This window comes from Arthrobacter sp. SO5 (genome assembly GCF_020532805.1).
GTDB lineage: Bacteria > Actinomycetota > Actinomycetes > Actinomycetales > Micrococcaceae > Arthrobacter.
Genome location: NZ_MQTQ01000008.1, coordinates 19704 through 42530 on the forward strand (window position 1 = coordinate 19704; position 22827 = coordinate 42530).

At 66.9% G+C, this 22827-nt stretch carries 18 protein-coding genes, 2 tRNA genes and 1 pseudogene; 4 read left to right on the plus strand and 17 right to left on the minus strand.

The genetic code is table 11. The features are described from left to right. Positions 1 to 672 carry a vitamin K epoxide reductase family protein gene (locus tag BJG92_RS01595; protein WP_232082269.1) on the plus strand — a complete coding sequence of 224 codons (672 nt, stop codon included), beginning with the start codon at positions 1 to 3 and terminating at the stop codon, positions 670 to 672. 117 nt (positions 673 to 789) lie between these two features. Here the strand turns inward: BJG92_RS01595 and ndk are convergent, their stop codons facing one another. From ndk to ileS, 4 genes are read right to left on the minus strand one after another with little or no spacing between them, the layout of a single operon-like run. Beyond that, a complete protein-coding gene (gene ndk, locus BJG92_RS01600; protein ID WP_232082270.1) occupies positions 790 to 1203 on the minus strand; it encodes a nucleoside-diphosphate kinase in 414 nt (137 codons plus the stop codon). A 39-nt stretch (positions 1204 to 1242) separates the two neighbouring features. Then, positions 1243 to 1686 (minus strand): DUF4233 domain-containing protein, encoded by a 444-nt coding sequence (locus tag BJG92_RS01605; RefSeq protein ID WP_232082271.1) that lies wholly within the window; start codon positions 1684 to 1686, stop codon positions 1243 to 1245. Between the two features lie 3 nt (positions 1687 to 1689). Further along, positions 1690 to 3048, minus strand: a complete 1359-nt coding sequence (locus BJG92_RS01610; RefSeq protein WP_232082272.1) for a folylpolyglutamate synthase/dihydrofolate synthase family protein — start codon at positions 3046 to 3048, stop codon at positions 1690 to 1692. Positions 3049 to 3051: 3 nt separating this feature from the next. Further along, on the minus strand, positions 3052 to 6432 hold the full coding sequence (gene ileS / locus BJG92_RS01615) for an isoleucine--tRNA ligase (RefSeq protein ID WP_232082273.1): 3381 nt from the start codon (positions 6430 to 6432) through the stop codon (positions 3052 to 3054). A gap of 374 nt (positions 6433 to 6806) precedes the next feature. Between ileS and BJG92_RS01620 the strand changes: the two genes are divergently transcribed. Continuing rightward, complete coding sequence (locus BJG92_RS01620; protein WP_232082274.1) at positions 6807 to 7883, plus strand: endonuclease/exonuclease/phosphatase family protein; 1077 nt, start codon at positions 6807 to 6809, stop codon at positions 7881 to 7883. An 11-nt stretch (positions 7884 to 7894) separates the two neighbouring features. On the opposite strand, the pseudogene BJG92_RS01625 reads toward BJG92_RS01620, so the two are convergent. From BJG92_RS01625 to BJG92_RS01635, 3 genes and pseudogenes are all read right to left on the minus strand, one after another. Continuing rightward, positions 7895 to 8869: pseudogene (locus tag BJG92_RS01625) on the minus strand (glycerophosphodiester phosphodiesterase); the annotation flags it as partial. Positions 8870 to 9006: 137 nt separating this feature from the next. Continuing rightward, the gene (locus BJG92_RS01630; protein WP_232082275.1) at positions 9007 to 9783 is read right to left on the minus strand and encodes an SDR family oxidoreductase; all 777 of its coding nucleotides are present in this window, start codon (positions 9781 to 9783) and stop codon (positions 9007 to 9009) included. Between the two features lie 27 nt (positions 9784 to 9810). Beyond that, positions 9811 to 10182, minus strand: a complete 372-nt coding sequence (locus BJG92_RS01635; RefSeq protein ID WP_232082276.1) for a DUF488 domain-containing protein — start codon at positions 10180 to 10182, stop codon at positions 9811 to 9813. 62 nt (positions 10183 to 10244) lie between these two features. On the opposite strand from BJG92_RS01635, the gene valS reads away from it, so the two are divergent. Beyond that, on the plus strand, positions 10245 to 12863 hold the full coding sequence (valS, locus tag BJG92_RS01640) for a valine--tRNA ligase (protein WP_232082277.1): 2619 nt from the start codon (positions 10245 to 10247) through the stop codon (positions 12861 to 12863). Positions 12864 to 12970: 107 nt separating this feature from the next. Here the strand turns inward: valS and BJG92_RS01645 are convergent, their stop codons facing one another. The 8 genes from BJG92_RS01645 to BJG92_RS01680 form a co-directional block, all read right to left on the minus strand. Next, on the minus strand, positions 12971 to 13264 hold the full coding sequence (locus tag BJG92_RS01645) for a putative quinol monooxygenase (RefSeq protein ID WP_232082278.1): 294 nt from the start codon (positions 13262 to 13264) through the stop codon (positions 12971 to 12973). 144 nt (positions 13265 to 13408) lie between these two features. Continuing rightward, a complete protein-coding gene (locus BJG92_RS01650; RefSeq protein WP_232082279.1) occupies positions 13409 to 15238 on the minus strand; it encodes a glycoside hydrolase family 15 protein in 1830 nt (609 codons plus the stop codon). A gap of 403 nt (positions 15239 to 15641) precedes the next feature. Then, positions 15642 to 16274 carry a DsbA family protein gene (locus tag BJG92_RS01655; protein WP_308011608.1) on the minus strand — a complete coding sequence of 211 codons (633 nt, stop codon included), beginning with the start codon at positions 16272 to 16274 and terminating at the stop codon, positions 15642 to 15644. A gap of 102 nt (positions 16275 to 16376) precedes the next feature. Beyond that, positions 16377 to 17657 carry an ATP-dependent Clp protease ATP-binding subunit ClpX gene (gene clpX / locus BJG92_RS01660; protein WP_232082280.1) on the minus strand — a complete coding sequence of 427 codons (1281 nt, stop codon included), beginning with the start codon at positions 17655 to 17657 and terminating at the stop codon, positions 16377 to 16379. A 209-nt stretch (positions 17658 to 17866) separates the two neighbouring features. Then, positions 17867 to 18526 (minus strand): ATP-dependent Clp protease proteolytic subunit, encoded by a 660-nt coding sequence (locus BJG92_RS01665; protein WP_232082281.1) that lies wholly within the window; start codon positions 18524 to 18526, stop codon positions 17867 to 17869. Positions 18527 to 18564: 38 nt separating this feature from the next. After that, entirely contained in the window at positions 18565 to 19203 is a 639-nt protein-coding gene (locus BJG92_RS01670) for an ATP-dependent Clp protease proteolytic subunit (RefSeq protein WP_232082282.1), read from the minus strand. A gap of 247 nt (positions 19204 to 19450) precedes the next feature. Further along, positions 19451 to 20863 (minus strand): trigger factor, encoded by a 1413-nt coding sequence (tig, locus tag BJG92_RS01675; protein ID WP_232082283.1) that lies wholly within the window; start codon positions 20861 to 20863, stop codon positions 19451 to 19453. Positions 20864 to 20931: 68 nt separating this feature from the next. Beyond that, positions 20932 to 21006 (minus strand) — tRNA-Pro (locus tag BJG92_RS01680). A gap of 130 nt (positions 21007 to 21136) precedes the next feature. Between BJG92_RS01680 and BJG92_RS01685 the strand changes: the two genes are divergently transcribed. Then, positions 21137 to 21207, plus strand: a tRNA-Gly gene (locus BJG92_RS01685). Positions 21208 to 21320: 113 nt separating this feature from the next. On the opposite strand, the gene BJG92_RS01690 is transcribed toward BJG92_RS01685, so the two are convergent. Beyond that, complete coding sequence (locus BJG92_RS01690) at positions 21321 to 22220, minus strand: DNA-formamidopyrimidine glycosylase family protein (RefSeq protein ID WP_232082284.1); 900 nt, start codon at positions 22218 to 22220, stop codon at positions 21321 to 21323. Next, positions 22220 to 22711, minus strand: coding sequence for a ribose-5-phosphate isomerase (locus BJG92_RS01695; RefSeq protein ID WP_308011609.1), 492 nt, complete (start codon positions 22709 to 22711; stop codon positions 22220 to 22222). Before BJG92_RS01695 ends, BJG92_RS01690 begins: the two co-directional genes overlap by 1 nt. Between the last annotated feature and the right edge of the window lie 116 nt (positions 22712 to 22827).

A 22827-nucleotide genomic window follows, 5' to 3' on the forward strand; every position in this document is an offset into this window, starting at 1 on the left:
ATGCCCAGCATCTCCAGTGCCACCGACGGAACGCCCACCCGGCAGGGGTCACCGGCCCCGTCCGCGGCAGAGCAGCACGTTCCTCCCATGACCCGTGACCGGCCGTTCGCGTGGCTCCTGCTGATCACCGGCGTCGTCGGCTGGCTTGCCGCCGGGGCCCTGGTGCTGGAGAAACTCGAGGTCCTCAAGGATCCCAGCCACGTCACCGTCTGCGACGTCAACCCGTGGATCTCCTGCGGACAAGTCATGCAGACCTGGCAGAGTTCGCTCTTCGGCTTCCCCAACATGTTCATCGGCATCGTGGCGTTCGCCGTCGTCATCACCACCGGCATGGGCATGCTGGCCGGCGCAACGTTCGCCCGCTGGTACTGGCTGGGGCTGCAGGCCGGCGTGACCCTCGGCTTCGCCTTTGTGGTGTGGCTCTGGTCCCAGGCCCTCTACTCCATCCACATCCTGTGCCCGTTCTGCATGGTCGTGTGGGCGGCGATGATCCCGCTGTTTGTCTGGGTGAGTGTCCGCAATGTGTCCCGGGGCGTGATCCGGCTCCCGGCCGGCGCCGCCCGCATCGTGGGCGATTCGGGTTGGATCATCACGGCCCTGCTCTACGTGACCGTGATCGCCACGATCTTCTTCGCGTTCATCCAGGTCTTCATCGGGACCTCGGGATACTAGCTCGGGATACTAGCCCTACGGACCCCGTTATAACGCCGCGAGGTGACAGTTAAGGCCAATGTTCCTCGCGGACATTGGCCTTAACTGTCACCTCGGTGGTTGTGGGTCAGGAAATTCCTAGAACCAGATCTTGATCTCACGCTCGGCGGATTCCACCGAGTCCGAGCCGTGCACCAGGTTCTGCTGGACCTTCAGGCCCCAGTCACGGCCGAGGTCGCCGCGGATGGTGCCGGGCGCCGCCGTCGTCGGATCCGTGGTGCCGGCGAGCGAGCGGAATCCCTCGATCACGCGGTGGCCCTCGAAGATCGCCGCCACAACGGGACCGCTGAGCATAAACTCGACGAGCGGCTCGTAGAAGGGCTTGCCGACGTGCTCCTCGTAGTGCTGCTCCAGCAGTTCCCGGCTTGCGTCGACCTTCTTGAGCTCGGCCAGGGTGTAGCCCTTGGCTTCGATCCGGGCGATGATGCCGCCGGTCAGGTTGCGGGTAACACCGTCGGGCTTAATCAGGACTAGGGTGCGCTCAATGCTCACAGCTGCTCCAATGTTCTTGGGGTGGGGTTTGGCATAAGTCTAGTTGGTTTGGCCTTTGGGATGGGCCGCATCCCAGGCTGCCTGCTCGCGTTCGCGCTGCGCCGACTCCCGGTCGATCCGGATGCCGGTCCGGATGCCGTACCACCACGCAATGGCGAAGAGGAGGCCCACCACGTACATGGCGGGCTCGAAGATGCCGGTCAGGATCAGCACAATCTGCAGGATCCAGCCCAGGGCCACTCCCCACGGTTTGGTCAGCACCGCGCACGTGAAGGCGTACACGAGGCACAGGCCGATCCCTACCGAGAAGATCAGTGCTGGCGGGAATTCGTCCCTGCGCAGCCCGAACACGGTGAGGGTGCCGAAAAGGATCACGAATGCTTCGAGCAGCAGCACGGTTGAGGCGAACATGACCTTCGTGGAGCGGCGTTTCTTGGGCATGCCCGGGCGCCATTCGCGCTGGGCCTTGGTGAGTTTCGCCATGGTCTACGCGTCCGCCTTTCCGAGCAGGATCCGGGCTTCCGCGACGAGGGTGATGGAGCCGGTGACCAGGACGCCGCCGGCGAGGTCATCGTTGTCTTCGGCGCGTTCCACGGCCCATTCGAGGGCGTCGTCGAGTTTGCCGGCCACGTGGATGTTGTCCTCACCAAAGCCCAGGTCAACGGCGAGCTCCGCGAGGTCCTCTGCCGGGACGGCGCGCGGCGAGTTGGACTGCGTGAAGCAGTACTCGGCGGCGAGCTCGCCCAGGGATTCCTTGAGCTGGCGGAGGATCTCCTCGGCATCCTTTTCGCGCAGGACACCCACCACCACCACAAGTTTGCTGAAGCTGAAGGCCTCGTGGATGGCCTCGGCGGAGACCCTGATGCCCTCGGGGTTGTGGGCGGCGTCGACAATAATGGTGGGCGCGGTGCGGACCACCTCCAGGCGGCCCGGTGACGTGACGGAGGCGAAGGCTTCCTGCAGGATGCCGGCGTCGAGCGGCTTTTCCCCGCCGAAGAACGCCTCCAGGGCAGCGATCGCGACGGCGGCGTTCTCGGCCTGGTGCGCGCCGTGCAGCGGCACCAGCAGGTCCTCGTAGCGGCCGGCGATCCCCTGGATGCTCACCATCTGGCCGCCGACGGCGACCGTCCGGGATTCGACGCCGAACTCCACTCCCTCGAACCGGAACGGGACGTTCGTTTCCTTGGCCTTCTCCAGCAGCACCTGGGCGGCGTCGCGGGGCTGCTCGGCGCTGACCAGGAAGCCGCCGGGCTTGATGATGCCGGCCTTTTCGTGGGCGATGTCCTCGGTGGTGTCCCCGAGCAGGTCCGTGTGGTCCAAGGAGATGGGGGTGACCACGAAGACCTGCCCGTCGCCGACGTTGGTCGCGTCGGTGATGCCGCCCAGGCCCACTTCGATGACGGCGACGTTGACCGGCTGGTCGGCGAAGACGGCAAAGCCGAGAATGGTGAGGCACTCGAAGTAGGTCAGCCGCGGCTGGCCCTCGGCCTCGAGTTCGCCGTCCACAATGGCAAGGTACGGGCGGATCTCATCCCAGATCCGGACGAAGGTCTCGTCGGACACCGGCTCGCCGTCGATGCTGATCCGCTCGGTCACCTTGGACAGGTGCGGGCTGGTGTACCGTCCGGTGCTCAGCCCGTGGGCGCGCAGTCCGGCCTCGATCATGCGGGCCGTGGACGTCTTGCCGTTGGTACCGGTGACGTGGATGATCGGGAAGGCCTTGTTCGGCTCCCCCAGGATGTCCATCGCCCGGTGCAGCGGGGCGAGGCGGGGCTCCATCTTGTTTTCCGGCGCCCGGCCCAGCAGTTCGGCGTAGACGCTTTCTACGGAGAATTCGTCGGTCATGGCTCAGGCCCCTACTTTCTCGACGGCGATGGTCAGCTGGGTGTCGCCACCGTTGGAGGACAAGCCCAGTTCCACGGTCAGCGTTTCGGTGAGGACAAGGTTTTCGTGTGCCTTCACCGCATCGACTACATCCATGGTCGCCGTGACCGTCGTGCGGATCCGGTCGCTGACGTTGAGTCCGGCGTCCTTCCGGGCCTGCTGGATGGCGCGGACCATGTCGCGGGCGATGCCCTCGGCTTCGAGTTCAGGGGTGACCTCGGTGTTGAGCACCACGAACCCGCCGCCGGGCAGGACGGCTGCGGCGCGTGAACCCTCGCCCTCCGCGGCGTCGGCCACGACGGTCTCCAGGGTGTATTCCTGCGGTTCCAGCTCCAGGCCGCCCGCGGTGACCACTCCGGCATCGTCCACGGACCAGTCGCCGGATTTGGCGCCCTTGATGGCCTGCTGGACGTTCTTGCCCAGGCGCGGACCCGCGGCCCGGGCGTTGACCACGAGCTTTTGTTCGATGCCGAACTCCGCCGGGGAGGCGCTCTCGGCGTCGAGCAGTCGGACGTTGCGCAGGTTCAGTTCATCGGCGACGACGCCGGCGAAGCCTTCCAGCGCGCCGGCGCCGGGTGCCACGACGGTGAGTTCCTGCAGCGGCAGGCGCACCCGGAGGTTCGCGGCCTTGCGCAGCGAGGACCCGGTGGAGCAGATCTGCTGGATGCGTTCCATCGCCTCGACGAGTTCCGCGTTGGCCGGGAACTGCCCGGCATCCGGCCAGTCGGCCAGGTGCACGGAGCGGCCGCCGGTGAGGCCGCGCCAGATCTCCTCGGAGATGAGCGGCAGCAGCGGCGCGGCCACCCGGGTCACGGTCTCCAGCGCCGTGTAGAGCGCGTCGAAGGCGTCGGCGTTCTCGTCGAAGAAGCGCTGGCGGCTGCGCCGGACGTACCAGTTGGTGAGCATGTCCAGGTAGCTGCGCAGTTCATCGCACGCGCCGGAGATGTCGTAGCTGTCCAGTCTGTCGGTCATGGCGCGGACCAGGTCTCCGGTGTTGGCCATGAGGTACTGGTCCAGCGTGTCGGTGTAGCCGTCGCAGCGCAGCTTCGCGTCGTAGCCGGAGGCTTTGCCGTCAACGGCGCCCGCGGCGTTCGTGTAGAGCGTGAAGAAGCTGTACACGTTCCACAGCGGCAGGATGACCTGGCGGACGCCGTCGCGGATGCCCTGCTCGGTGACCACGAGGTTGCCGCCGCGCAGGATCGGGCTGGACATCAGGAACCAGCGCATCGCGTCGGAGCCGTCGCGGTCCAGGACCTCGGAGACGTCCGGGTAGTTCTGCAGGCTCTTGGACATCTTCTGCCCGTCCGAGCCCAGGACGATGCCGTGGCTGATGACGTTGCGGAAAGCCGGCCGGTCGAACAGCGCGGTGGAGAGGATGTGCAGCATGTAGAACCAGCCGCGGGTCTGGCCGATGTACTCGACGATGAAGTCCGCCGGGTTGTGCGTGTCGAACCATTCCTCGTTCTGGAACGGGTAGTGGACCTGGCCGTAGGGCATGGAGCCGGAGTCGAACCAGACATCCAGCACGTCCTCGACGCGGCGCATCACGGACTGGCCCTCTTCCGGGGTACGGGGGTCATCCGGGTTGGGGCGGGTGAGCTCGTCGATGAACGGCCGGTGCAGGTCCACCTGGCCCTCGTTGTTCAGCGGCAGGCGGCCGAAGTCGGCGTCGATCTCGGCGAGCGAGCCGTAGACGTCGGTGCGCGGGTAGTCCGGGTCGCTGGACTGCCAGACCGGGATGGGGCTCCCCCAGTAGCGGTTCCGGCTGATGGACCAGTCGCGGGCGTTGGCGAGCCATTTGCCGAACTGGCCGTCCTTGACGTTGCCCGGGATCCAGTTGATCTCCTGGTTCAGCTCGGACATCCGGTCCTTGAACTTGGTGACCTCCACGTACCAGGAGGACACGGCGCGGTAGATGAGCGGGTTCCGGCAGCGCCAGCAGTGCGGGTAGCTGTGCTCGTAGCTGGCCTGGCGGACCAGGCGGCCGTGGGCGCGGAGCACCTGGGTGATGGGCTTGTTGGCCTCGAAGACCTGGAGTCCGGCGATGCCGGCGAGGTCGCCGCGGCCAAAGAGCGGCAGGAACTTCGCGCCCTCGTCCACCGAGAGGACCACGGGGATGCCGGCCTCTTCACAGACTTTCTGGTCATCTTCGCCGTAGGCGGGTGCCTGGTGGACGATTCCGGTGCCGTCGGTGGTGGTGACGTAGTCGGCCACGAGGAAGCGCCAGCCGTTCTCGGTGCCGTACTTTTCGGCGTCGGAGAAGTAGTCCCAGAGCGGCTCGTACGTCAGGCCTTCGAGCTCGGCGCCGGTGTGGCGGGAGGTGACGGCGGCATCGGCCGCGGCGGCGCCCTCGGCGCCGTCGCCGTAGCCGAGGTCCTTCGCGTAGGCGCCCAGGAGGTCCGCGGCGAGCAGGAAGCTGCCGGTGACGGGGGCTTCGGCCGCGGCGGCCTTGATCCCGTGCGGTCCGGCGGGGACGACCACGTAGGTGATGGCGGGCCCGACGGCGAGCGCCAGGTTGGTGGGCAGCGTCCAGGGGGTGGTGGTCCAGGCGAGCGCCTGCACCCCGGCGAGCTGCCGGGACAGCTCCGACTCCCCCGCCGTGATGGGGAAGGTGACCGTGACGGTCTGGTCCTGGCGGTTCTTGTAGACGTCGTCATCCATGCGGAGTTCATGGTTGGACAGCGGCGTCTCATCCTTCCAGCAGTACGGCAGTACGCGGTACCCGTTGTAGGTGAGGCCCTTCTCGTGCAGCTGCTTGAAGGCCCAGAGCACGGACTCCATGTACTCGACGTTGAGCGTCTTGTAATCGTTCTCGAAGTCCACCCAGCGGGCCTGGCGGGTGACGTAGCTCTTCCACTCGTCGGCATATTTCATGACGGAGGCCCGGCAGGCGTCGTTGAACTTGTCGATGCCCATGGCTTCGATCTGGGTCTTGTCCGTCATGCCCAGCTGCTTCATGGCTTCCAGCTCGGCGGGCAGGCCGTGGGTGTCCCAGCCGAAGCGGCGCTCCACGCGGCGGCCGCGCTGGGTCTGATAGCGGCCCACGAGGTCCTTGGCGTAGCCGGTCAGCAGGTGGCCGTAGTGCGGCAGGCCGTTGGCGAAGGGCGGGCCGTCGTAGAAGACGAATTCGTTGCTGCCGGGTTTTCCGCCGGGAAGATCGGAATCGCGCTGGTCGATGCTGGCCTGGAAGGTGCCGTCCTCTTCCCAGTATTTGAGGATGCGCTCTTCGATTTCCGGGAACTTCACGGAGGCGGGTACGCCTGCGGCGTTGGAAGCAGCGCTGGAAGCAGACGTGCGGGCGCCTGCGCCGGAGGGAGCGGCGGAGGCCTTCGGGTAATAAGTCATCTCGACATCCTGGGTTGAGCTAGTGAACAAATGGATTCATTCAGGATGCGAGGACGGCCCGTACGCTGTCTTTCAACAGCACCGGTACCGCGGTACCACCTCACTTACCGCTACCGCGCGAGCCCCGCGAAGGGATCACCGGCGTCGGCCGCTCATTACTGCTGTGACGGGCTTACCCGTCCGGTTCTACTGGCCCTGACGCACTGTGCTGCAGAAAAATCGTGGCGCCGGGGTGTTCTTCCGGAAGCTCACCGGTGATGGCCGGGTCAAAGCTTTTCAGCCGGTGCTACCCGGCTCCCGACAATTCTACCCTCATCCGCGGAACCAGGGCCGCCCCATGGCCAGCGGAGGGGTTGGCCCCAGATACTGGACTGATGACCGACACCCCAGTAGAGGGCCGCCCGGCGCCGCCGTCCGGACACGCCGGTGTGTGGCGCGCGGCTATCCTGGCTGCGCTGGCGTTTGCGCTGGCCGTTCCCGGCGCCGTGCTCACGGCTGTCCGGGTGGGTCCGTGGGAGCTTGGTTCCCCCTGGGTCCAGCTCCTGTCCGGCTATCCGCTGACAGCGGTTTCGACGTCCGCCGCGGTGCTGGCGGCCCTGCTGATCGGCCGGCGCCGCCGTGTCCGGCTTGTGGTCTCGGCGGCCATGGTCCTGCTGCTGCTGGTCCAGTCCGCGATGCTGGCGCCGCGGTTGGTCCCGGACGGCTGGAATCCCCTGGCGTCCCGTCCGGCCGGCCAGGCAACTGCCAGCCCGGCCGCCGGCACCCGGGGCGCCGCCCTGACGGTCATGGCGCTGAACGTCGGCGGCTCGCGGCTGGACGCCGCGGCCGTGATCGACGCGGTCAGGACTCACGGCGTGAAGGTTCTCGCGCTCCCCGAACTCAGTCCCGGGACACTGCAGGCCCTGGAGGACGCCGGCATCGCCACGCTGCTGCCGGAGCGGACACTGGATGTCAGCCCGGAGAGGACCGGAAGCGGAATCTTCTCCGCCTTCCCGTTGACCCGCCAGCCACGCGTCCCTGGCAGCGAGTTCTTCCAAAGCAGGGCCCTTCTCGAGGTGCCGGGCCTTCCCCGCAGGATCCATTTGACCGCAGTTCATGTGGAGTCTCCCCGCCCGGGACAGGTGACCGGCTGGCGGAAGGACCTCCAGGAACTTACCGCGCTGCAACGGTCAGCGCCGGCCGGTGCGCCTGCGCTCCTGCTCGGTGACTTCAACTCAAGCCTGGATCACCGGGGGCTCCGGCGGCTGCTGTCCGCCGGGCTTAACGACGCCGCCGCGGCCACGGGCCGGGGCCTCTGGCCGACGTGGCCGGCGAACTCGACCGTTCCGGCGTTCGTGCAGATCGACCATGTGCTGGCCAGCCGGGAGTTCGCGGTGGAGTCCTTCACCACTGTTGCCATCCCGGGCCCGGACCACGCGGCCGTGGTCTCCCGGCTGTCCTACCGCGGCTGAGTGCGGGCCGCTCAGTGTCCCCGCAGCTCGAAGGCGCGGGGCTGTTTCAGGCCGGACTCGGCCATCACGTCGCGCAGGCGGTCAGGGTAGTCCGTGATGAGGCCGTCGACGCCGGCGCTGATCAGCGCGCGCATTGTCGGCTTGTCATCGACGGTCCACGGAATCACCTGCATGCCTGCGGAGTGGGCCCGGTGGACCATGTCAGCCGTGACGTACGGGACGTAGCCCGGATCCGTTACCGCACCGTTCTGCGGCGTACCGTGCACCGGCGAGACGGCGTCGAAGCCGAGGGAGGACGCTGCAGCCACGAGGTCGCCGCCAAAGTCGTCAGCGTCAATCCCGCCCAGCCACGGCGAGCTGCCCGGCTGGCCCGCCTGGAGGAAGTCCTTGTTCGTCAGGGCCACGGTGCGGATCTGCGGCTCCCGCTCCTGGACGAGGCGCAAGGAGCCCCAGTCGAAGCTCTGGATGGAGACTCGGCTCTGCATGTGGGCGGCCTTGATTTCCCGGAGTGCGACGTCGACGAACTGCGCGCGCGGTGCGGTTTCCTCCGGTGCGCCCGCCTCGACCTTCGTTTCGATGTTGAACTTCACCTGGCCGGCCCGGTAGGAGTCCGCGAGGGCGAAGACCTCGGCCAGCGTCGGCATCTTGGCGCCCGGGGATGCCTGCTGCCCGGGGAACTGCGGCTGCGTGAGGGAGCCGCAGTCCATGCTGCGGACCTGATCAAAGGTCAGGTCCTTGATGTATTTGCCGACGTAGGGGAATGCCGGATCGTTGGGCGTGACCGGCGCCGTATCGAGGCACTTTTTGTCGCTGATCTTACGGTCGTGCGTGATGACCTCGCGGCCGTCCTTGGTGATCTGCAGGTCCAGCTCCAGGGTCGACACGCCGGTCTCCAGACCCTTGGCGAAGGATGCCAGCGTCGATTCGACCGTGAGGCCGATCCCACCGCGGTGGGCCTCGAGGTCAAAGTGATGATCGCCGGCGTTGCCGCGTTACCCCAGCCACCGTTCCCCGTCGCGGCCAACACTGTGCCGCCCCGGCATTGCCGGCGGCCCAAACACAGGTGAACGGCGGGCGTTGCCGCCCGCCGGCAGCGTGCCGTTTGCGCACCAGCCCTTGCGGATCAGCCCTTGCGGATCAGCTTGTGGTTGGCGGCCTGGGCCACCGGGCGGATCACGATCTGGTCCAGGTTGACATGGTGCGGCAGGGCCACCGCGTAGCGGACGACGTCGGCGACGTCCTCTGCCGTCAGCGGCTTCTCAACGCCGGCGTACACCTTCGCGGCGGCGTCGCTGTTGCCGCCCAGCCTGTTCAGCGCGAACTCCTCCGTCTGCACCAGTCCCGGGGCGATCTCGATCACGCGGAGGTTGTGCTCGGCTTCTTCGAGCCGCAGGGCACCGGTCAGGGCGTGCTGGGCGAACTTCGCCGCGTTGTAGCCGCCGCCGCCCTCGTAGGCGGACAAACCGGCCGTCGAGGTGAGGTTCAGGACGGTGCCCTCGCCGCAGGCGCGCAGCATCGGCAGGAAAGCGCGGATGAGCTTCATGGTGCCCAGGACGTTGACCTCGAACATCCACTCCCAGTCCTCGGTCTTGGCCTCGGCCACCTTGTCGGCACCGCGGGCGCCGCCGGCGATGTTAATGAGAGTGTCGATGCCGCCGGCGCGGGTCACCTCGTCCACCAGGCGGGCGACGTCGGCGTCGTCGGTCACGTCGGCCGGAACGGCGACGGCGCCGGTTTCGGCGGCGAGCGCCTCCAGCCGGTCCGCGCGGCGGGCGACGGCGTACACCGTCCAGCCCCCGGCCCGGAGCGCACGGACGGTGGCCTGCCCGATTCCCGTGCTGGCGCCGGTGACAACTGCTGCCCTGTTTGCAGTTCCTGCGTTGTGGATTTCCTCAGTCATGGCACCACCCTAGCCGCAACCAGCGGCTCAGTTCCTGCCGGGACGGACCAGGAACTCCTGCAGCACCCGGGCGTGGTTGATCTTCGGATCTTTGGCCCCGAACAGCAGTGTCACCGTGCCATGCCGGGCGGCGAGGTCCAGCAGCGTCTGCACGGCGGGGTTGCTTTCAAGCTCCGCTTCGTAGGCGGCGCGGAACTCGGCGAACCGTTCCCGCCTGTGCCCGAATGCCGTGCGCAGCGGCGGAGAGGGCGCAACCTCCTTGAGCCAAAGCTCCAGATGCGCGCGTTCCTTACTGACCCCGCGCGGCCAGAGCCGGTCCACCAGGACACGGACGCCGTCGTCGTCGGCCGGCTCGTCATAGACGCGCTTAATCTCAAAGCGTGCGGCGGATTTCTCCATCCCGGCATGATACTGCAGGTCACCGTGCCTTGGGATGAAAGACGGCATGGAAGAATTGCTCCATGGCTGAAGACACTCAGGGTACAGACACGCCCACCACCGCCCCCATCAACGTTCCGGACAAGCCCGCCCTTGAGGGGCTCGAAAACGCCCTCACCCGGCGCTGGCTTGACGAAGGAACCTACCAGTTCAACCGGGACACCACCCGCGAGCAGGTCTATTCGATCGACACGCCCCCGCCCACCGCGTCGGGATCCCTGCACGTCGGCCACATGTTCTCCTACACCCAGACCGACGTCCTGGCGCGCTACCAGCGCATGACCGGCAAGAACGTCTTCTACCCCATGGGCTGGGACGACAACGGCCTGCCCACCGAGCGCCGGGTCCAGAATTACTACGGTGTGCGCTGCGATCCCACGATCGCGTACGACGCCGGCTACCGGCCGCCCGCCGAGCCTGCCAAGAACCAGCGCGACTTCGACGTCGTCTCGCGCCGGAACTTCATCGAGCTGTGCGAGGAACTCGCCGTCGAGGACGAGAAAGTCTTCAAGGACCTCTTCCAGACGCTCGGCCTGTCCGTTGACTGGGATCTGACGTACCGCACCATCGATGACAAGTCCCGCGCCATCTCCCAGCGCGCGTTCCTGGCCAACCTCGCTGCCGGCGACGCGTACCTCGCCGAGGCGCCCACGCTCTGGGATGTCACCTTCCGCACCGCCGTGGCCCAGGCCGAGCTCGAGGACCGCGAGGTTGCCGGCGCGTACTACCGCTACCCGTTCTTCACCGAAGACGGGGAAAAGATCTACATCGAGACCACCCGCCCGGAGCTGCTGGCCGCCTGCGCCGCGCTGGTGGCGAATCCCGACGACGAACGGTACCAGCCGCTGTTCGGCAAGAAGGTCACCTCTCCCCTGTTCGGGGTTGAGGTGGAAGTCATGGCCCACCCACTCGCGAAGGCGGACAAGGGCTCCGGCGCTGCCATGGTGTGCACGTTCGGTGACCTCACCGATGTCACCTGGTGGCGCGAACTCCAGCTGCCCACCCGGGCGATCGTGGGCCGTGACGGCCGCATCATCGGCGAGGCCCCGGCCTGGATCACCTCCGCCGAGGGCCGCGCCAGCTTCGAGGCGATCGCCGGCAAGACGGTATTCAGCGCCAAGGAAACCGTGGTGGAGCAGCTTGGTGCCGCCGGGCTCCTCGACGGCGAGCCGAAGAAAATCATGCACCCGGTGAACTTCTTCGAGAAGGGCGACAAGCCCCTCGAAGTGGTGACGTCCCGCCAGTGGTACATCCGCAACGGCGGCCGCGATGCCGAGCGCCGCGAACGCCTGATCGCCCGCGGCCACGAGATCGACTTCCACCCGGCCTTTATGCGCTCACGCTTCGAGAACTGGATCTCCGGGCTGAACGGGGACTGGCTGGTGTCCCGCCAGCGCTTCTTCGGCGTGCCGGTACCGGTCTGGTATCCGCTGGACGCCGACGGCAACCCGGATTTCACCGCACCGATCGTGCCGGCCGACGCGCAACTGCCCGTCGATCCGGCCGCTGACGCCGCCCCGGGATACGAGGAGGCCCAGCGCGACGCGCCGGGCGGCTTCACCGGCGACGCCGATGTGCTCGACACGTGGGCCACGTCCTCGCTAACGCCGCAGATCGTGGGCGGCTGGAGCACCGACGAGGATCTGTTCAGCAAGGTCTTCCCCTTCGACGTCCGGCCCCAGGCCCACGACATCATCCGGACCTGGCTGTTCTCCACCGCGGTCCGCGCCGATGCCCTGCAGAACACCGTTCCGTGGAAGCACGCTGCCATCTCCGGCTGGATCCTGGATCCGGACCGCAAGAAGATGTCCAAGTCCAAGGGCAATGTGGTGGTTCCCACCGATGTCCTCGAGGAATACGGCTCCGACGCCGTGCGGTACTGGGCTGCCTCGGCCAAACTCGGCGCGGACACGGCGTACGAAATCGCGCAGATGAAGATCGGCCGCCGCCTGGCGATCAAACTGCTCAATGCCTCCAAGTTCGTGCTGAACCTCGGCGCCACGGAGGACTCCGTGGTCTCCGGGGACCTGTCCGTGCTGACCAACCCCCTGGACCGCGCCGTCCTGGCCCAGCTCGCGGATGTCGTCCAGCAGTCCACCAAGGCGTTCGAGAACTATGACTACGCCAGGGCGCTGCAGATCACGGAGAGCTTCTTCTGGCACTTCACGGATGACTACGTGGAGCTGATCAAGGATCGCGCCTACGGTGCCGCCGGCGAGGCCCAGCAGGCCTCCGTGCTGGCCGCGCTGGCGACGAGCCTGGACACACTGCTGCGCCTTTTCGCCCCGTTCCTGCCCTTCGCCACCGAGGAAGTCTGGAGCTGGTGGCGCACCGGTTCGGTCCACCGTGCCGCCTGGCCGTCCGCCCTGGAGATCGACGGCGACACGACCCTGCTCGCCACGGTCGGCACCGCGCTCAGCGGGATCCGCAAGGCCAAGTCGGAGGCCAAGGTCAAGCAGCGCACGGAGGTCCTGTCCGCGACCGTTACGGCCTCGGAGTCCCTCACCAAGCAGCTCACGGCCGGCCTGGCCGACCTCTTGGCCGCGGCCAACGCCCGTGACCTGGCCCTCGTGGCGGGCGAGGGTGAACTGACCGTCAGTGACGTTGTCCTGGCCCCCGCCGAGGAGCCGGCCAAGCCCTAGCGCCGTCACGTGGCGACCAGGACGGGGGCCCTCCGGCCGGCTCACGCCGGACGGGGGGCCCTCTCCTAGTTCTACCGGTCTTTTAGCTCTTTACTGCTCTCCGGGCCTCAGATCTCGGCGGAGGCCTCGAAGTGCGTCAGCACGGGCGGGGCGGCCAGGAGCTCCCCCAGGTTGCTGGCACCTTCGCCGGCCCGCCACGCCCGGTAGGCGGCGTCGTGCTCCAGGGACGCCCAGCGTTCGACCACCAGGATGTGGGCGGGGTCTTTGCTGTCAATCAGAACATCCACTCCGAGGCAGCCGTCAAAGGCCCGCGTATCGGCGAGAATGTCGCGGAGGACGGCCGGGGCCTTGGGGAGGACTTCTGCTTTGAGGTTCAGGTCAAGGTGGGCGGTGATGGGCATGGCGCTCCAATGGTCGAAGGTGGGCACAGTACACAGGACACCGCCGGGCGGGATGCCTTCACACCCCGGCACCCGGACCGCTGCCTGCCATTGAAGCCAACACCGGCGTCACCGGCCTTGTTCCTTCGGCCCCGGCATCCGCTGCTAGGGTCCGGATCCCCGCTCCTGCCGTTCCGCTTCGCTGATGGCCCAGGCAGCGTTGACGAGGCCGACGTGGCTGAACGCCTGCGGGAAGTTCCCCAGGAGTTCGCTGCTGTCCGGGGCGACTTCTTCGGCCATGAGGCCCAGATCGGTGGCGAATGCGGCAGCCCGTTCGAAGACTTCCCGGGCGCGTTGCGTGCGCCCGCCGAGGGCCAGGGCCTGCGCCAGCCAGAAGGTACACAGCAGGAAGGTCCCTTCCTCGCCGGGAAACCCGTCCGCGGCCCGGTAGCGGTAGACGAGGCCCCGGGAGTCCGTGAGCCGCTGTTCAATGGCCTCGATCGTCGCCAGCATTCGCGGGTGGTCCGCCGGGAGGAACCCCACGATGGCGAGCATCAGCGCCGAGGCATCAAGATCCTCGGAGCCGTAAGACTGCGTAAAGGAATTCGCGCTGTCGCTCCAGCCCTCGGTGCGGATGGACTCGGCGATCTGCTCCCGCGCCTCCTGCCAGCGCGGGACCCTGCCGGGCGCGCCGAGAAGCCCGGCGAGGGTAATCGCCCGGTCAACTGCCACCCAGCACAGGAGTTTGGAGTGGAGGTAGTGGCGCGGCTCCCCGCGGACCTCCCAAATGCCCTGGTCGGCGGAGCGCCAGCGTGCGGCGGCGGCGTCCGCGGCGTCGGCGAGGAACCGGCGGGTGTCCGGGGCGAGATCGGCGAGGTACTCCGGCAGCGTGGCCGCGGCGTCGAGCAGTTCACCGTACACGTCAAGCTGGCGCTGGTTCCACGCACCGTTGCCCACCCGGACCGGGGCGCTGGCGCGCCAGCCGGGCAGGTGGGCCAGCTCGCGCTCGGGCAGCTCGCGTTCCCCGCCGACGCCGAACATGATCTGCAGGTCCTTGCCGCTGGCCAGCTGGTGTGCGGCCGCCGTCGCCAGGAACTGGAAGAACTTCCCTGCCTCGTCCGGGCAGGCGGCCACCCAGAGTGCCTGGAGGGTCATGCTCGCGTCCCGGATCCAGGTGTACCGGTAATCCCAGTTGCGCGTGCCTCCGGCCACTTCCGGCAGCGACGTTGTCGGGGCGGCCACCATGGCTCCGGTCGGGTAGTACGTGAGGGCCTGCAGGATCCGCCCGCTGCCGGCGACCAGCTCCTGCCACGGGCCCTCGTAGTGCTGGTGCTGCTCCGCCCAGCTGGACCAGCCCTGCAGGGTGTCCGCGAGCCGCCGCGCGATCCCGGCCTGGCTCCAGAGCGTGGGCAGGCCCGAAGCGCCAGGCGCATAGTGGAGGGCGAATCCACGTTCCTCACCGGCCGTGAGGGCAATCAGTGCCTGTGCGGTGCCGCCGTTGACGTCGAACGGGACGGGGCTGGAAAACGCCAGCGACGTCGTCCCTGCGCCGATGACAATGCCGCCGTCGACCCCGCGCAGCTGCGGCTCAATGAGGCCGTAGCCGGGACGCGGGCTGAGGACGATGTCGAGCTCGACGGTTCCCGCGGTGCAGGACACCTGGCGCAGCAGGGTCCCCGGGGCGCCTGCCCCAAGGTCATGGCCCCGCTGGCCGTCGCCGAGGACAAGGGCATCGGTGATGGTGACACTGCCCGCCGGAGTGGTGTGGATGGTCTCTAGGACCATGCTCAGGCCCAGATAGCGCCGGGTTGAGGAGAAGTCACCGGCCGGGCGGATCGACCAGAATCCCGCCTCCGGGCCCAGCAGCCGGCCGAACACCGAAGGGCTGTCAAAGCGCGGGAAGCACAGCCAGTCAACGGAGCCGGAGGCGCTGACGAGGGCTGCCGAGGAGCAGTCCGAGAGCAGCGCGTAGGCCGCAATGGGTTCATTGCTCATGGCACCCCCTGGTCCTGGGCACCGCCTGGCCGGCAGTGGGCCGGCCGTTGTTGGCTGGCTCGGTTTAGGGCAAAGGGGAAGCCCCATCAGCGTTTTGCCGTCGGTGGGGCTTCGACTTTTCGATTGTCACGTGACGTCTCAGACAATCTGGCGGGATCCTTGGATTTCCAGGTCTTCCTACCTCGTCACTGGTAGCCATCATCTGACTTTGCCGATGGCTGCGTCGGATGAGTGTCACTGAATCTTTGGTTCCTGCGTCCCGCTTCTCGCGAAGTGGGTAAATTCAATTGTTCTCCCCGCTCCCGGGATGCGCAAGGGCCCCGCAGGAATTACAGGCAAGTAATTCCTGCGGGGCCCTTGCGCGGGGCGACAGGCCGGGCAGCGGCCTGCGGGCAGCCGCAGCCTAGACGAAGACGGGGCTCTCAGTGCGGCTGCGCTTCAGTTCGAAGAAGTACGGGAAGGATGCCAGGGTCACTGTGGCGTCCCAGAGGCGGCCGGCCTCCTCGCCGCGCGGGATGCGGGTGAGCACCGGGCCGAAGAACGCCGTGCCGTTGAAGGCGACGACGGGTGTGCCGACGTCCTGGCCGACCAGGGAGATGCCGGCCTCGTGGCTGGCGCGCAGCTGTGCGTCGAATTCCTCGCTCTGTCCTGCCGCGGCGAGTTCCGCCGGCAGGCCGACCTCGGCGAGGGACTTCGAGATGACTTCGGCGATGTCGGAGTTGCCCTCGTTGTGGATCTTGGTGCCCATAGCGTCGTAGAGGGCCTTGACGTACTCGGCGCCGTGCTTCTCGGCGGCGGCGGTAATAACACGAACGGGGGCCCAGGCCTTGGCGAGGAACTCCTTGTACTGTTCGGGCAGTTCCTCACGGCCCTCATTCAGTACGGCGAGGCTCATGACGTGCCACTCGGTGGCGATGTCGCGGACTTCCTCGACTTCGCCGATCCAGCGCGACGTGACCCAGGCGAAGGGGCACATCGGGTCAAACCAGAAGTCGGCTTTGTTGGTCTCTGCTTGACTGGTCAGGGTTTCAGACACAGGGGAACTCCTTCAGGAAGTCTCGGGAAAGTCGCACGGCGCCGGCTGGGCGGCCGGCGCGTCTAGAGATAACAGCGCCCGGTGGCGGCTGTTTATTCCGGATCAGGCGGACTTACGGCGTTTGACGTCGTGGCCGATCATGGTCGGCGCGGCCTTCGTGGAGACGACGTCTTCCGTGATGACGACGGTGGCGATGTCGTCGCGGCTGGGCAGGTCGAACATCACGGGAAGCAGCACTTCCTCCATGATGGCGCGGAGCCCGCGGGCCCCGGTGCCGCGCTCGAGCGCCTGGTCGGCAATGGTGTTGAGCGCCTCGTCCTCGAAGACCAGTTCGACGCCGTCGAGCTGGAACATCTTCTGGTACTGCTTCACGAGGGCGTTCTTGGGGGTGGACAGGATCTGGATCAGCGCGGCCCGGTCCAGGTTGGAGACGGTGGTGATGACGGGGAGGCGTCCGATGAATTCCGGAATGAGGCCGAATTTCAGGAGGTCCTCCGGCATGACCTCGCCGTAGGAGTCCGCGTTGTTCTTGACCTCGTTGAGCGGCGCGCCGAAGCCGATGCCCTTTCGCCCGGACCGCGAACCAATGATCTCCTCAAGGCCGGCAAAGGCGCCGGCCACGATGAACAGCACGTTGGTGGTGTCGATCTGGATGAATTCCTGGTGCGGGTGCTTGCGTCCGCCCTGCGGCGGGACCGAGGCGACTGTGCCTTCGAGGATCTTCAGCAGCGCCTGCTGCACGCCCTCGCCCGAGACGTCCCGGGTGATGGAGGGGTTCTCGCTCTTGCGCGAGATCTTGTCGATCTCGTCGATGTAGATGATGCCCTGCTCGGCCTTTTTGACGTCGTAGTCGGCGGCCTGGATGAGCTTGAGGAGGATGTTCTCGACGTCCTCGCCCACGTAGCCGGCCTCGGTCAGCGCTGTCGCATCGGCGACGGCGAACGGGACGTTGAGGCGGCGGGCCAGTGTCTGCGCGAGGTATGTTTTGCCGCAGCCGGTGGGGCCGATCAGCAGGATGTTGGACTTGGCGATCTCGACGTCGTCGTGGTGCACGCCCTCGGCGAGGCTGCCGCTCTTGGGGGCGTGGCCGGCCTGGATGCGTTTGTAGTGGTTGTAGACCGCGACGGCGAGCGAGCGTTTCGCAGGCTCCTGGCCGATGACGTATTCCTGCAGGAAGTCGAAGATTTCGCGGGGCTTGGGCAGCTCAAAACTGCCGAGGTCGGCTACTTCGGCGAGTTCTTCTTCAATGATCTCGTTGCAGAGTTCAATGCACTCGTCGCAGATGTAGACGCCGGGCCCGGCAATGAGCTTGCGAACCTGCTTCTGGCTCTTTCCGCAGAAAGAACACTTCAGCAGATCCGTGCTCTCGCCAATCCGAGCCATATGTGAACCCCTTTGTATCTTGCTGCCCGCTGCTAGCTACCGCGAAGCGCTGCACCTGTTTCTGGAATCACCGGACACCCCGAAGGCGCCAGCCGTGACATGTTCCACTCTAGGTCACTTTAGGCCTATTGGGTGGAATGCCGACGCCGGTGCGGCCACAATCGGCGCGCCGCACCGGTGTCGGGAACTGCTTGCGGTCTGGTGTTGCGCTACTTGCTGATCGCCTGGGGCTTCATCTTGCGCGAATCCAGGACCTGGTCGATCAGGCCGTACTGCATCGCTTCTGCCGCGGTGAGGATCTTGTCGCGCTCAATGTCGTTGTTGACCTGCTCCGGCGTCCGGCCGGAGTGCTTGGCCAGCGTGTCCTCGAGCCAGGACCGCATCCGCATGACCTCGGCGGCCTGGATCTCCAGGTCGGAGGCCTGCCCGCCCTGGCCGCCGGACAGTGAGGGCTGGTGGATCAGGACTCGGGCGTTCGGCAGCGCGAGGCGCTTGCCCGGCGTGCCGGCGGCGAGGAGTACCGCGGCGGCGCTGGCGGCCTGGCCGAGGCAAACGGTCTGGATCTCCGGACGGATGTACGTCATGGTGTCGTAGATCGCCGTCATGGCGGTGAAGGAGCCGCCCGGTGAGTTGATGTAGAGCGTGATGTCGCGGTCCGGGTCCGTGGACTCGAGCACCAGCAGCTGCGCCATCACGTCGTCGGCGGAGGCGTCGTCAACCTGGACACCCAGGAAGATGATGCGGTCCTCGAAGAGCTTGGTGTAGGGGTCCTGGCGCTTGAAGCCGTAGGGGGTGCGCTCTTCGAACTGCGGCAGCACGTAACGGCTGCTCGGCAGGTTACCGGCGGTCGATCCGAAATTGTAGTTCATGTTCATTGCTCCTGAAGTCATTTCTGTCTACCGGCCGGTCAGTTCTCGGTGGCGGTGTCGATCGCTGCACCGGTTCCATTGCCGTTGGCGTTGGTTCCGCCGCCGCCGGCCACGGATCCGGCGTGGGCGGCGATCTTGTCGAAGAAGCCGTATTCCAGGGCGTCCTTCGCCGTGAACCACTTGTCGCGGTCGTTGTCCTTGAGGATGGTTTCCACCGTCTGCCCGGTCTGGTCGGCAGTCAGCTCGGCCATGACCTTCTTCATGTGCAGGATCAGCTCGGCCTGGATCTTGATGTCCGAGGCCGTGCCGCCGATTCCGCCGGAGGGCTGGTGCATGAGGATCCGGGCGTTCGGGGTGGCGTAGCGCTTGCCCTTGGTGCCGGAAGAAAGAAGGAACTGTCCCATCGAGGCCGCGAGGCCGGTGGCGACGGTGACGACGTCGTTCGGGATGAACTGCATGGTGTCATAAATCGCCATGCCGGCCGTGACCGAGCCGCCCGGGGAGTTGATGTAAAGGTAGATGTCCTTTTCGGGATTCTCCGCCGAGAGGAGCAGCAGCTGAGAGCAGATCGCGTTGGCGTTCTCGTCGCGGACCTCGGAACCGAGCCAGATGATGCGCTCTTTCAGCAGGCGGTTGTAAATGTAGTTATCCTGGGCTGCCGGATCGACAGTAGCCATCCGGGGTGCCCCTGCTTGCTGTGACATATGTACTTACCTCTCACTGGCGACGGTGGTGCCATGGGGCGGCACCACTGAACTTTCCTACAGCGACACTAACCGTTTTCAGGTCCGCTTTGTGCCCCGGCGCGGGGCTGTTCGCTGACGGCGCACGATTGCCGGAGAGGGTTCATCGCCGGCTTAAAAAGCCGCACCCCCGGATCAAAGATCCGGGGGTGCGGCAGGGAACTGCGGGAACAGGGAAGTGTTAGAACTTCACTGCTGCCGGGTCATCGTTCTTGGCGGTGGCTGCTTCCTCGGAAGCAGTTTCCTCGGAAGCGGTTTCCCCGGCCTCGGCTTCGGTCCCGGCCTCAACCGGGGCCTCTTCGTCGCCGGGGCGGACGAAGTCGCTCAGGTCCACCTTGTTGCCCTCGGAGTCGGTGACGTCTGCCTGGCCCAGGACGACGGCCAGTGCCTTGCGGCGGCGGACCTCGGAAACCATCATGGGGACCTGGCCGCTCTGATCGATGATTTGGGCGAACTGGTTCGGATCCATGCCGTACTGGCTGGCGGTGGTGACGATGTAGTCGATCAGCTCGTTCTGGCTGACGTTGACTTCTTCCTTGTCGGCAATGGCGTCAAGGATGATCTCGTTCTGGAAGGCGCGCTCCGCATTGGCCTTGACCTCGGCGCGGTGCTCCTCGGTGTCGTGGTCGCCTTCACCGTGGGCGTTCTCGGCGTTGAAGTGCTGTTCGATCTGCTCTTCGACGACGGACGCCGGGACGGGAACCTCTACGAGCTCGACGAGCTTGTCCAGGACCTTGTCGCGGGCTTCAACGCCCTGCTCCACAATCTTGGACTCCGAAGCCTGCTTGGCGAGGTCCTCGCGCAGCTCGGCCAGGGTGTCGAACTCGGAAGCCAGCTGGGCGAAGTCGTCGTCAGCCTCCGGCAGCTCGCGCTCCTTGACGGACTTGACGGTCACCTTGACCTGAGCGGCTTCGCCGGCGTGCTCGCCGCCCACCAGGGTGGTGTCGAAGATCGCGTCCTCGTCGGCGCTGAGGCCGGTGACGGCTTCGTCGAGGCCTTCGAGCATGGTGCCGGCGCCGACCTGGTAGGACAGCCCGGTGGCGGAATCAACCTCGGAGCCCTCGATCGTGGCGGCGATGTCGATCGTCAGGAAGTCCTTGTCCGCAGCCGGGCGGTCGAGGGACTTCAGCGTGCCGAAGCGGCCGCGGAGTTCGTCCAGGGCGGTGTCGACGTCGGCGTCGGACGACTCAGCGGCGGCCACCTCGACCTTGATGCCGGCGTAGTCGGGCAGTTCGATTTCGGGGCGGACATCAACCTCGGCGTGGAACTTCAGTTCGCCGTCGGTGGACGTGGGGTCCGGAACCTCGGTGATTTCAACCTCGGGACGGCTCAGCGGGCGGATGCCGGTCTCCTGCACGGCAGCCTGGTACCAGCCGTTGAGGCCCTCGTTGATGGCAGTTTCCAGCACGTAGCCGCGGCCAACGCGCTGGTCAATGAGCTTGGAGGGGACCTTGCCCTTGCGGAAACCGGGGACCTGGATCTGCGAAGCAACAGTCTTGTATGCCTCTGCGATGCTGGGCTTCAATTCCTCAAAGGGGACCTCAACATTGAGCTTGACCCGCGTGGGGGTGAGGTTCTCGACAGCGCTCTTCACAGTCTAAGTACTCCTGGCTTTAGGGGGTTGGGTTCTGCCTTGCCACGGTTCTGGCGGATGCTGCAGAGTCGGGGTGACAGGATTTGAACCTGCGACTTCCTGCTCCCAAAGCAGGCGCTCTAGCCAAGCTGAGCTACACCCCGTAAGTGCACAGAACAGTCTACGGTCATATTGTGCCGGTTTGCACATTTGACACCGGGGCCCTGAATTGGGTTTAGTTGTATCCGGCCTCAACAGCCGCCCGGAAGTTCTGCTGAAGTCCAGCGGATTCCCGGGGACGTAGCTTAATGGTAAAGCCTCAGTCTTCCAAACTGATTACGCGGGTTCGATTCCCGTCGTCCCCTCAGAGTATGACGCAGCGAACATGACTCAGCGGACATGACGAAGAAGGGCCCCTCTCCGGAGGGGCCCTTCTTGTGTCCCGCGGCTCAGGCCCTGCCGGCCCGTGTCCTGCGGCTCATACTTTCTGGCAGCGAGGGCACCAATAGAGTTTCCGGGCCCCCAGCTCCGTCAGCGCCACGGCCGTTCCGCAGGCGCGGCAGTCCAGTCCCTGCCGCCGGTAGACGAAGTGGGACTCTTCGGCGGCCGGCAGCCCGGCACCGTCCTCGCTCCAGTAGCGCGGCGGCGTGGTGATGATCCGGCCGTCGCGGACGCCGTCGGACATCATGGCGACGGTGTCGTCCCACAGCAGCCGCGCGGCCTCGAGGGACAGCGCCGTCCCCGGCATCCACGGGTCCAGGCCCTGGCGGAACAGCAGCTCGGCGCGGTAGACGTTGCCGACGCCGGCAATCAGCCTCTGGTCCATCAGCAGCGCCGCGACGGGCATCCGCCTGGCCCGGATCCGGGCGGTGAAGTTCTCCCGGTCACCGGGAAGGTTCCGCAGCGGGTCGGGGCCCAGCCTGGCCATCACAGCCTCGGCGTCCGCACCGGTGAGGGTCTCGCAGGTGGTCGCGCCGCGGAGATCGGCCCAGCCGTGGACGCCGGCAAGCCGGACCCGGACGGCACCGACAGGCGCGGGCGGGCCCGTGTAGCCGGCGGCGTCCGCACCGCCATCGTCGTGGACCTCCCGCTCCCCCACCCTGCGGGGCGCGCCGATGCTGGAGGCGCCGCGGAAGCCGGCGTCGCCGCCGAAGTCCCAGGCGCCGTAGAGGCCCAGGTGGACGTGCAGCAGCAGACGGTGCTCGAAGTCCAGGAAGAGGTGCTTCCCGTGGGCGGTGGAGCCGGTCAGGACATGGCCGTCCAGCAGCGCCGCGCCCTGCACGAACCTGCCCTGCGGGCTGCTGACGGAAAGCCGCTCCCCGCTGAAGACGTCGCCGAACTGGCGCGCCAGCCGGTGGACCGAATGCCCTTCCGGCACTAGTCGATGACCTCGCCGGTGCGCTCGTACGCGGCGATCTTGCCGATCCGGCGGACGTGGCGCTCGTCGTTGCTGAAGGGTTCCGCCAGGAACGCCTCGATGATCGCGGTGGCTTCCTCGACGCTGTGCTGGCGGCCGCCGACGGCGACGACGTTGGCGTCGTTGTGGTTGCGGGCCAGCGTCGCGGTGGACAGGTTCCAGGCCAGCGCGGCGCGGACGCCCTTGACCTTGTTGGCGGCGATCTGCTCGCCGTTGCCGGAGCCGCCCAGCACGATGCCCAGGGCGTCGGTTCCGGCCTCCTGGTCGGCCACGACAGCGCGGGCGGCGTTGATGCAGTAGGACGGGTAGTCATCCAGGGCATCGTAGGCCTGGGGGCCGTGGTCGATCACATCGTAGCCCTTGGCGCGGAGGTGGCTGACGAGGTGGGCGCTGAGTTCCATGCCGGCGTGGTCGGTGGCGATGTGCACGCGGGGGAAGCCAGAAGAGGTCACGGCGTATCCGTTCGGTTGGGGGTGGTGAGTTGGCGGGCCAGGAGTTGGGGGCAAGCACATGCGGGACAAGAGCTGCCGGGACCGGTCTTGGCGCCGGCTCCAAGCCTACTAGGGCC

Excerpts from the sequence above, each read along its gene's own strand:
- BJG92_RS01645 (WP_232082278.1), bottom strand. The coding sequence starts at position 13,264 with ATGCCCATCACCGCCCACCTTGACCTGAACCTCAAAGCAGAAGTCCTC.
- BJG92_RS01650 (WP_232082279.1), bottom strand. The coding sequence starts at position 15,238 with ATGAGCAATGAACCCATTGCGGCCTACGCGCTGCTCTCGGACTGCTCC.
- ileS (WP_232082273.1), bottom strand. The coding sequence starts at position 6,432 with ATGACTTATTACCCGAAGGCCTCCGCCGCTCCCTCCGGCGCAGGCGCC.
- BJG92_RS01665 (WP_232082281.1), bottom strand. The coding sequence starts at position 18,526 with ATGAACTACAATTTCGGATCGACCGCCGGTAACCTGCCGAGCAGCCGT.
- BJG92_RS01630 (WP_232082275.1), bottom strand. The coding sequence starts at position 9,783 with ATGACTGAGGAAATCCACAACGCAGGAACTGCAAACAGGGCAGCAGTT.
- BJG92_RS01595 (WP_232082269.1), top strand. The coding sequence starts at position 1 with ATGCCCAGCATCTCCAGTGCCACCGACGGAACGCCCACCCGGCAGGGG.
- BJG92_RS01670 (WP_232082282.1), bottom strand. The coding sequence starts at position 19,203 with ATGGCTACTGTCGATCCGGCAGCCCAGGATAACTACATTTACAACCGC.
- BJG92_RS01605 (WP_232082271.1), bottom strand. The coding sequence starts at position 1,686 with ATGGCGAAACTCACCAAGGCCCAGCGCGAATGGCGCCCGGGCATGCCC.
- valS (WP_232082277.1), top strand. The coding sequence starts at position 10,245 with ATGGCTGAAGACACTCAGGGTACAGACACGCCCACCACCGCCCCCATC.
- BJG92_RS01620 (WP_232082274.1), top strand. The coding sequence starts at position 6,807 with ATGACCGACACCCCAGTAGAGGGCCGCCCGGCGCCGCCGTCCGGACAC.
- clpX (WP_232082280.1), bottom strand. The coding sequence starts at position 17,657 with ATGGCTCGGATTGGCGAGAGCACGGATCTGCTGAAGTGTTCTTTCTGC.
- BJG92_RS01610 (WP_232082272.1), bottom strand. The coding sequence starts at position 3,048 with ATGACCGACGAATTCTCCGTAGAAAGCGTCTACGCCGAACTGCTGGGC.
- BJG92_RS01635 (WP_232082276.1), bottom strand. The coding sequence starts at position 10,182 with ATGGAGAAATCCGCCGCACGCTTTGAGATTAAGCGCGTCTATGACGAG.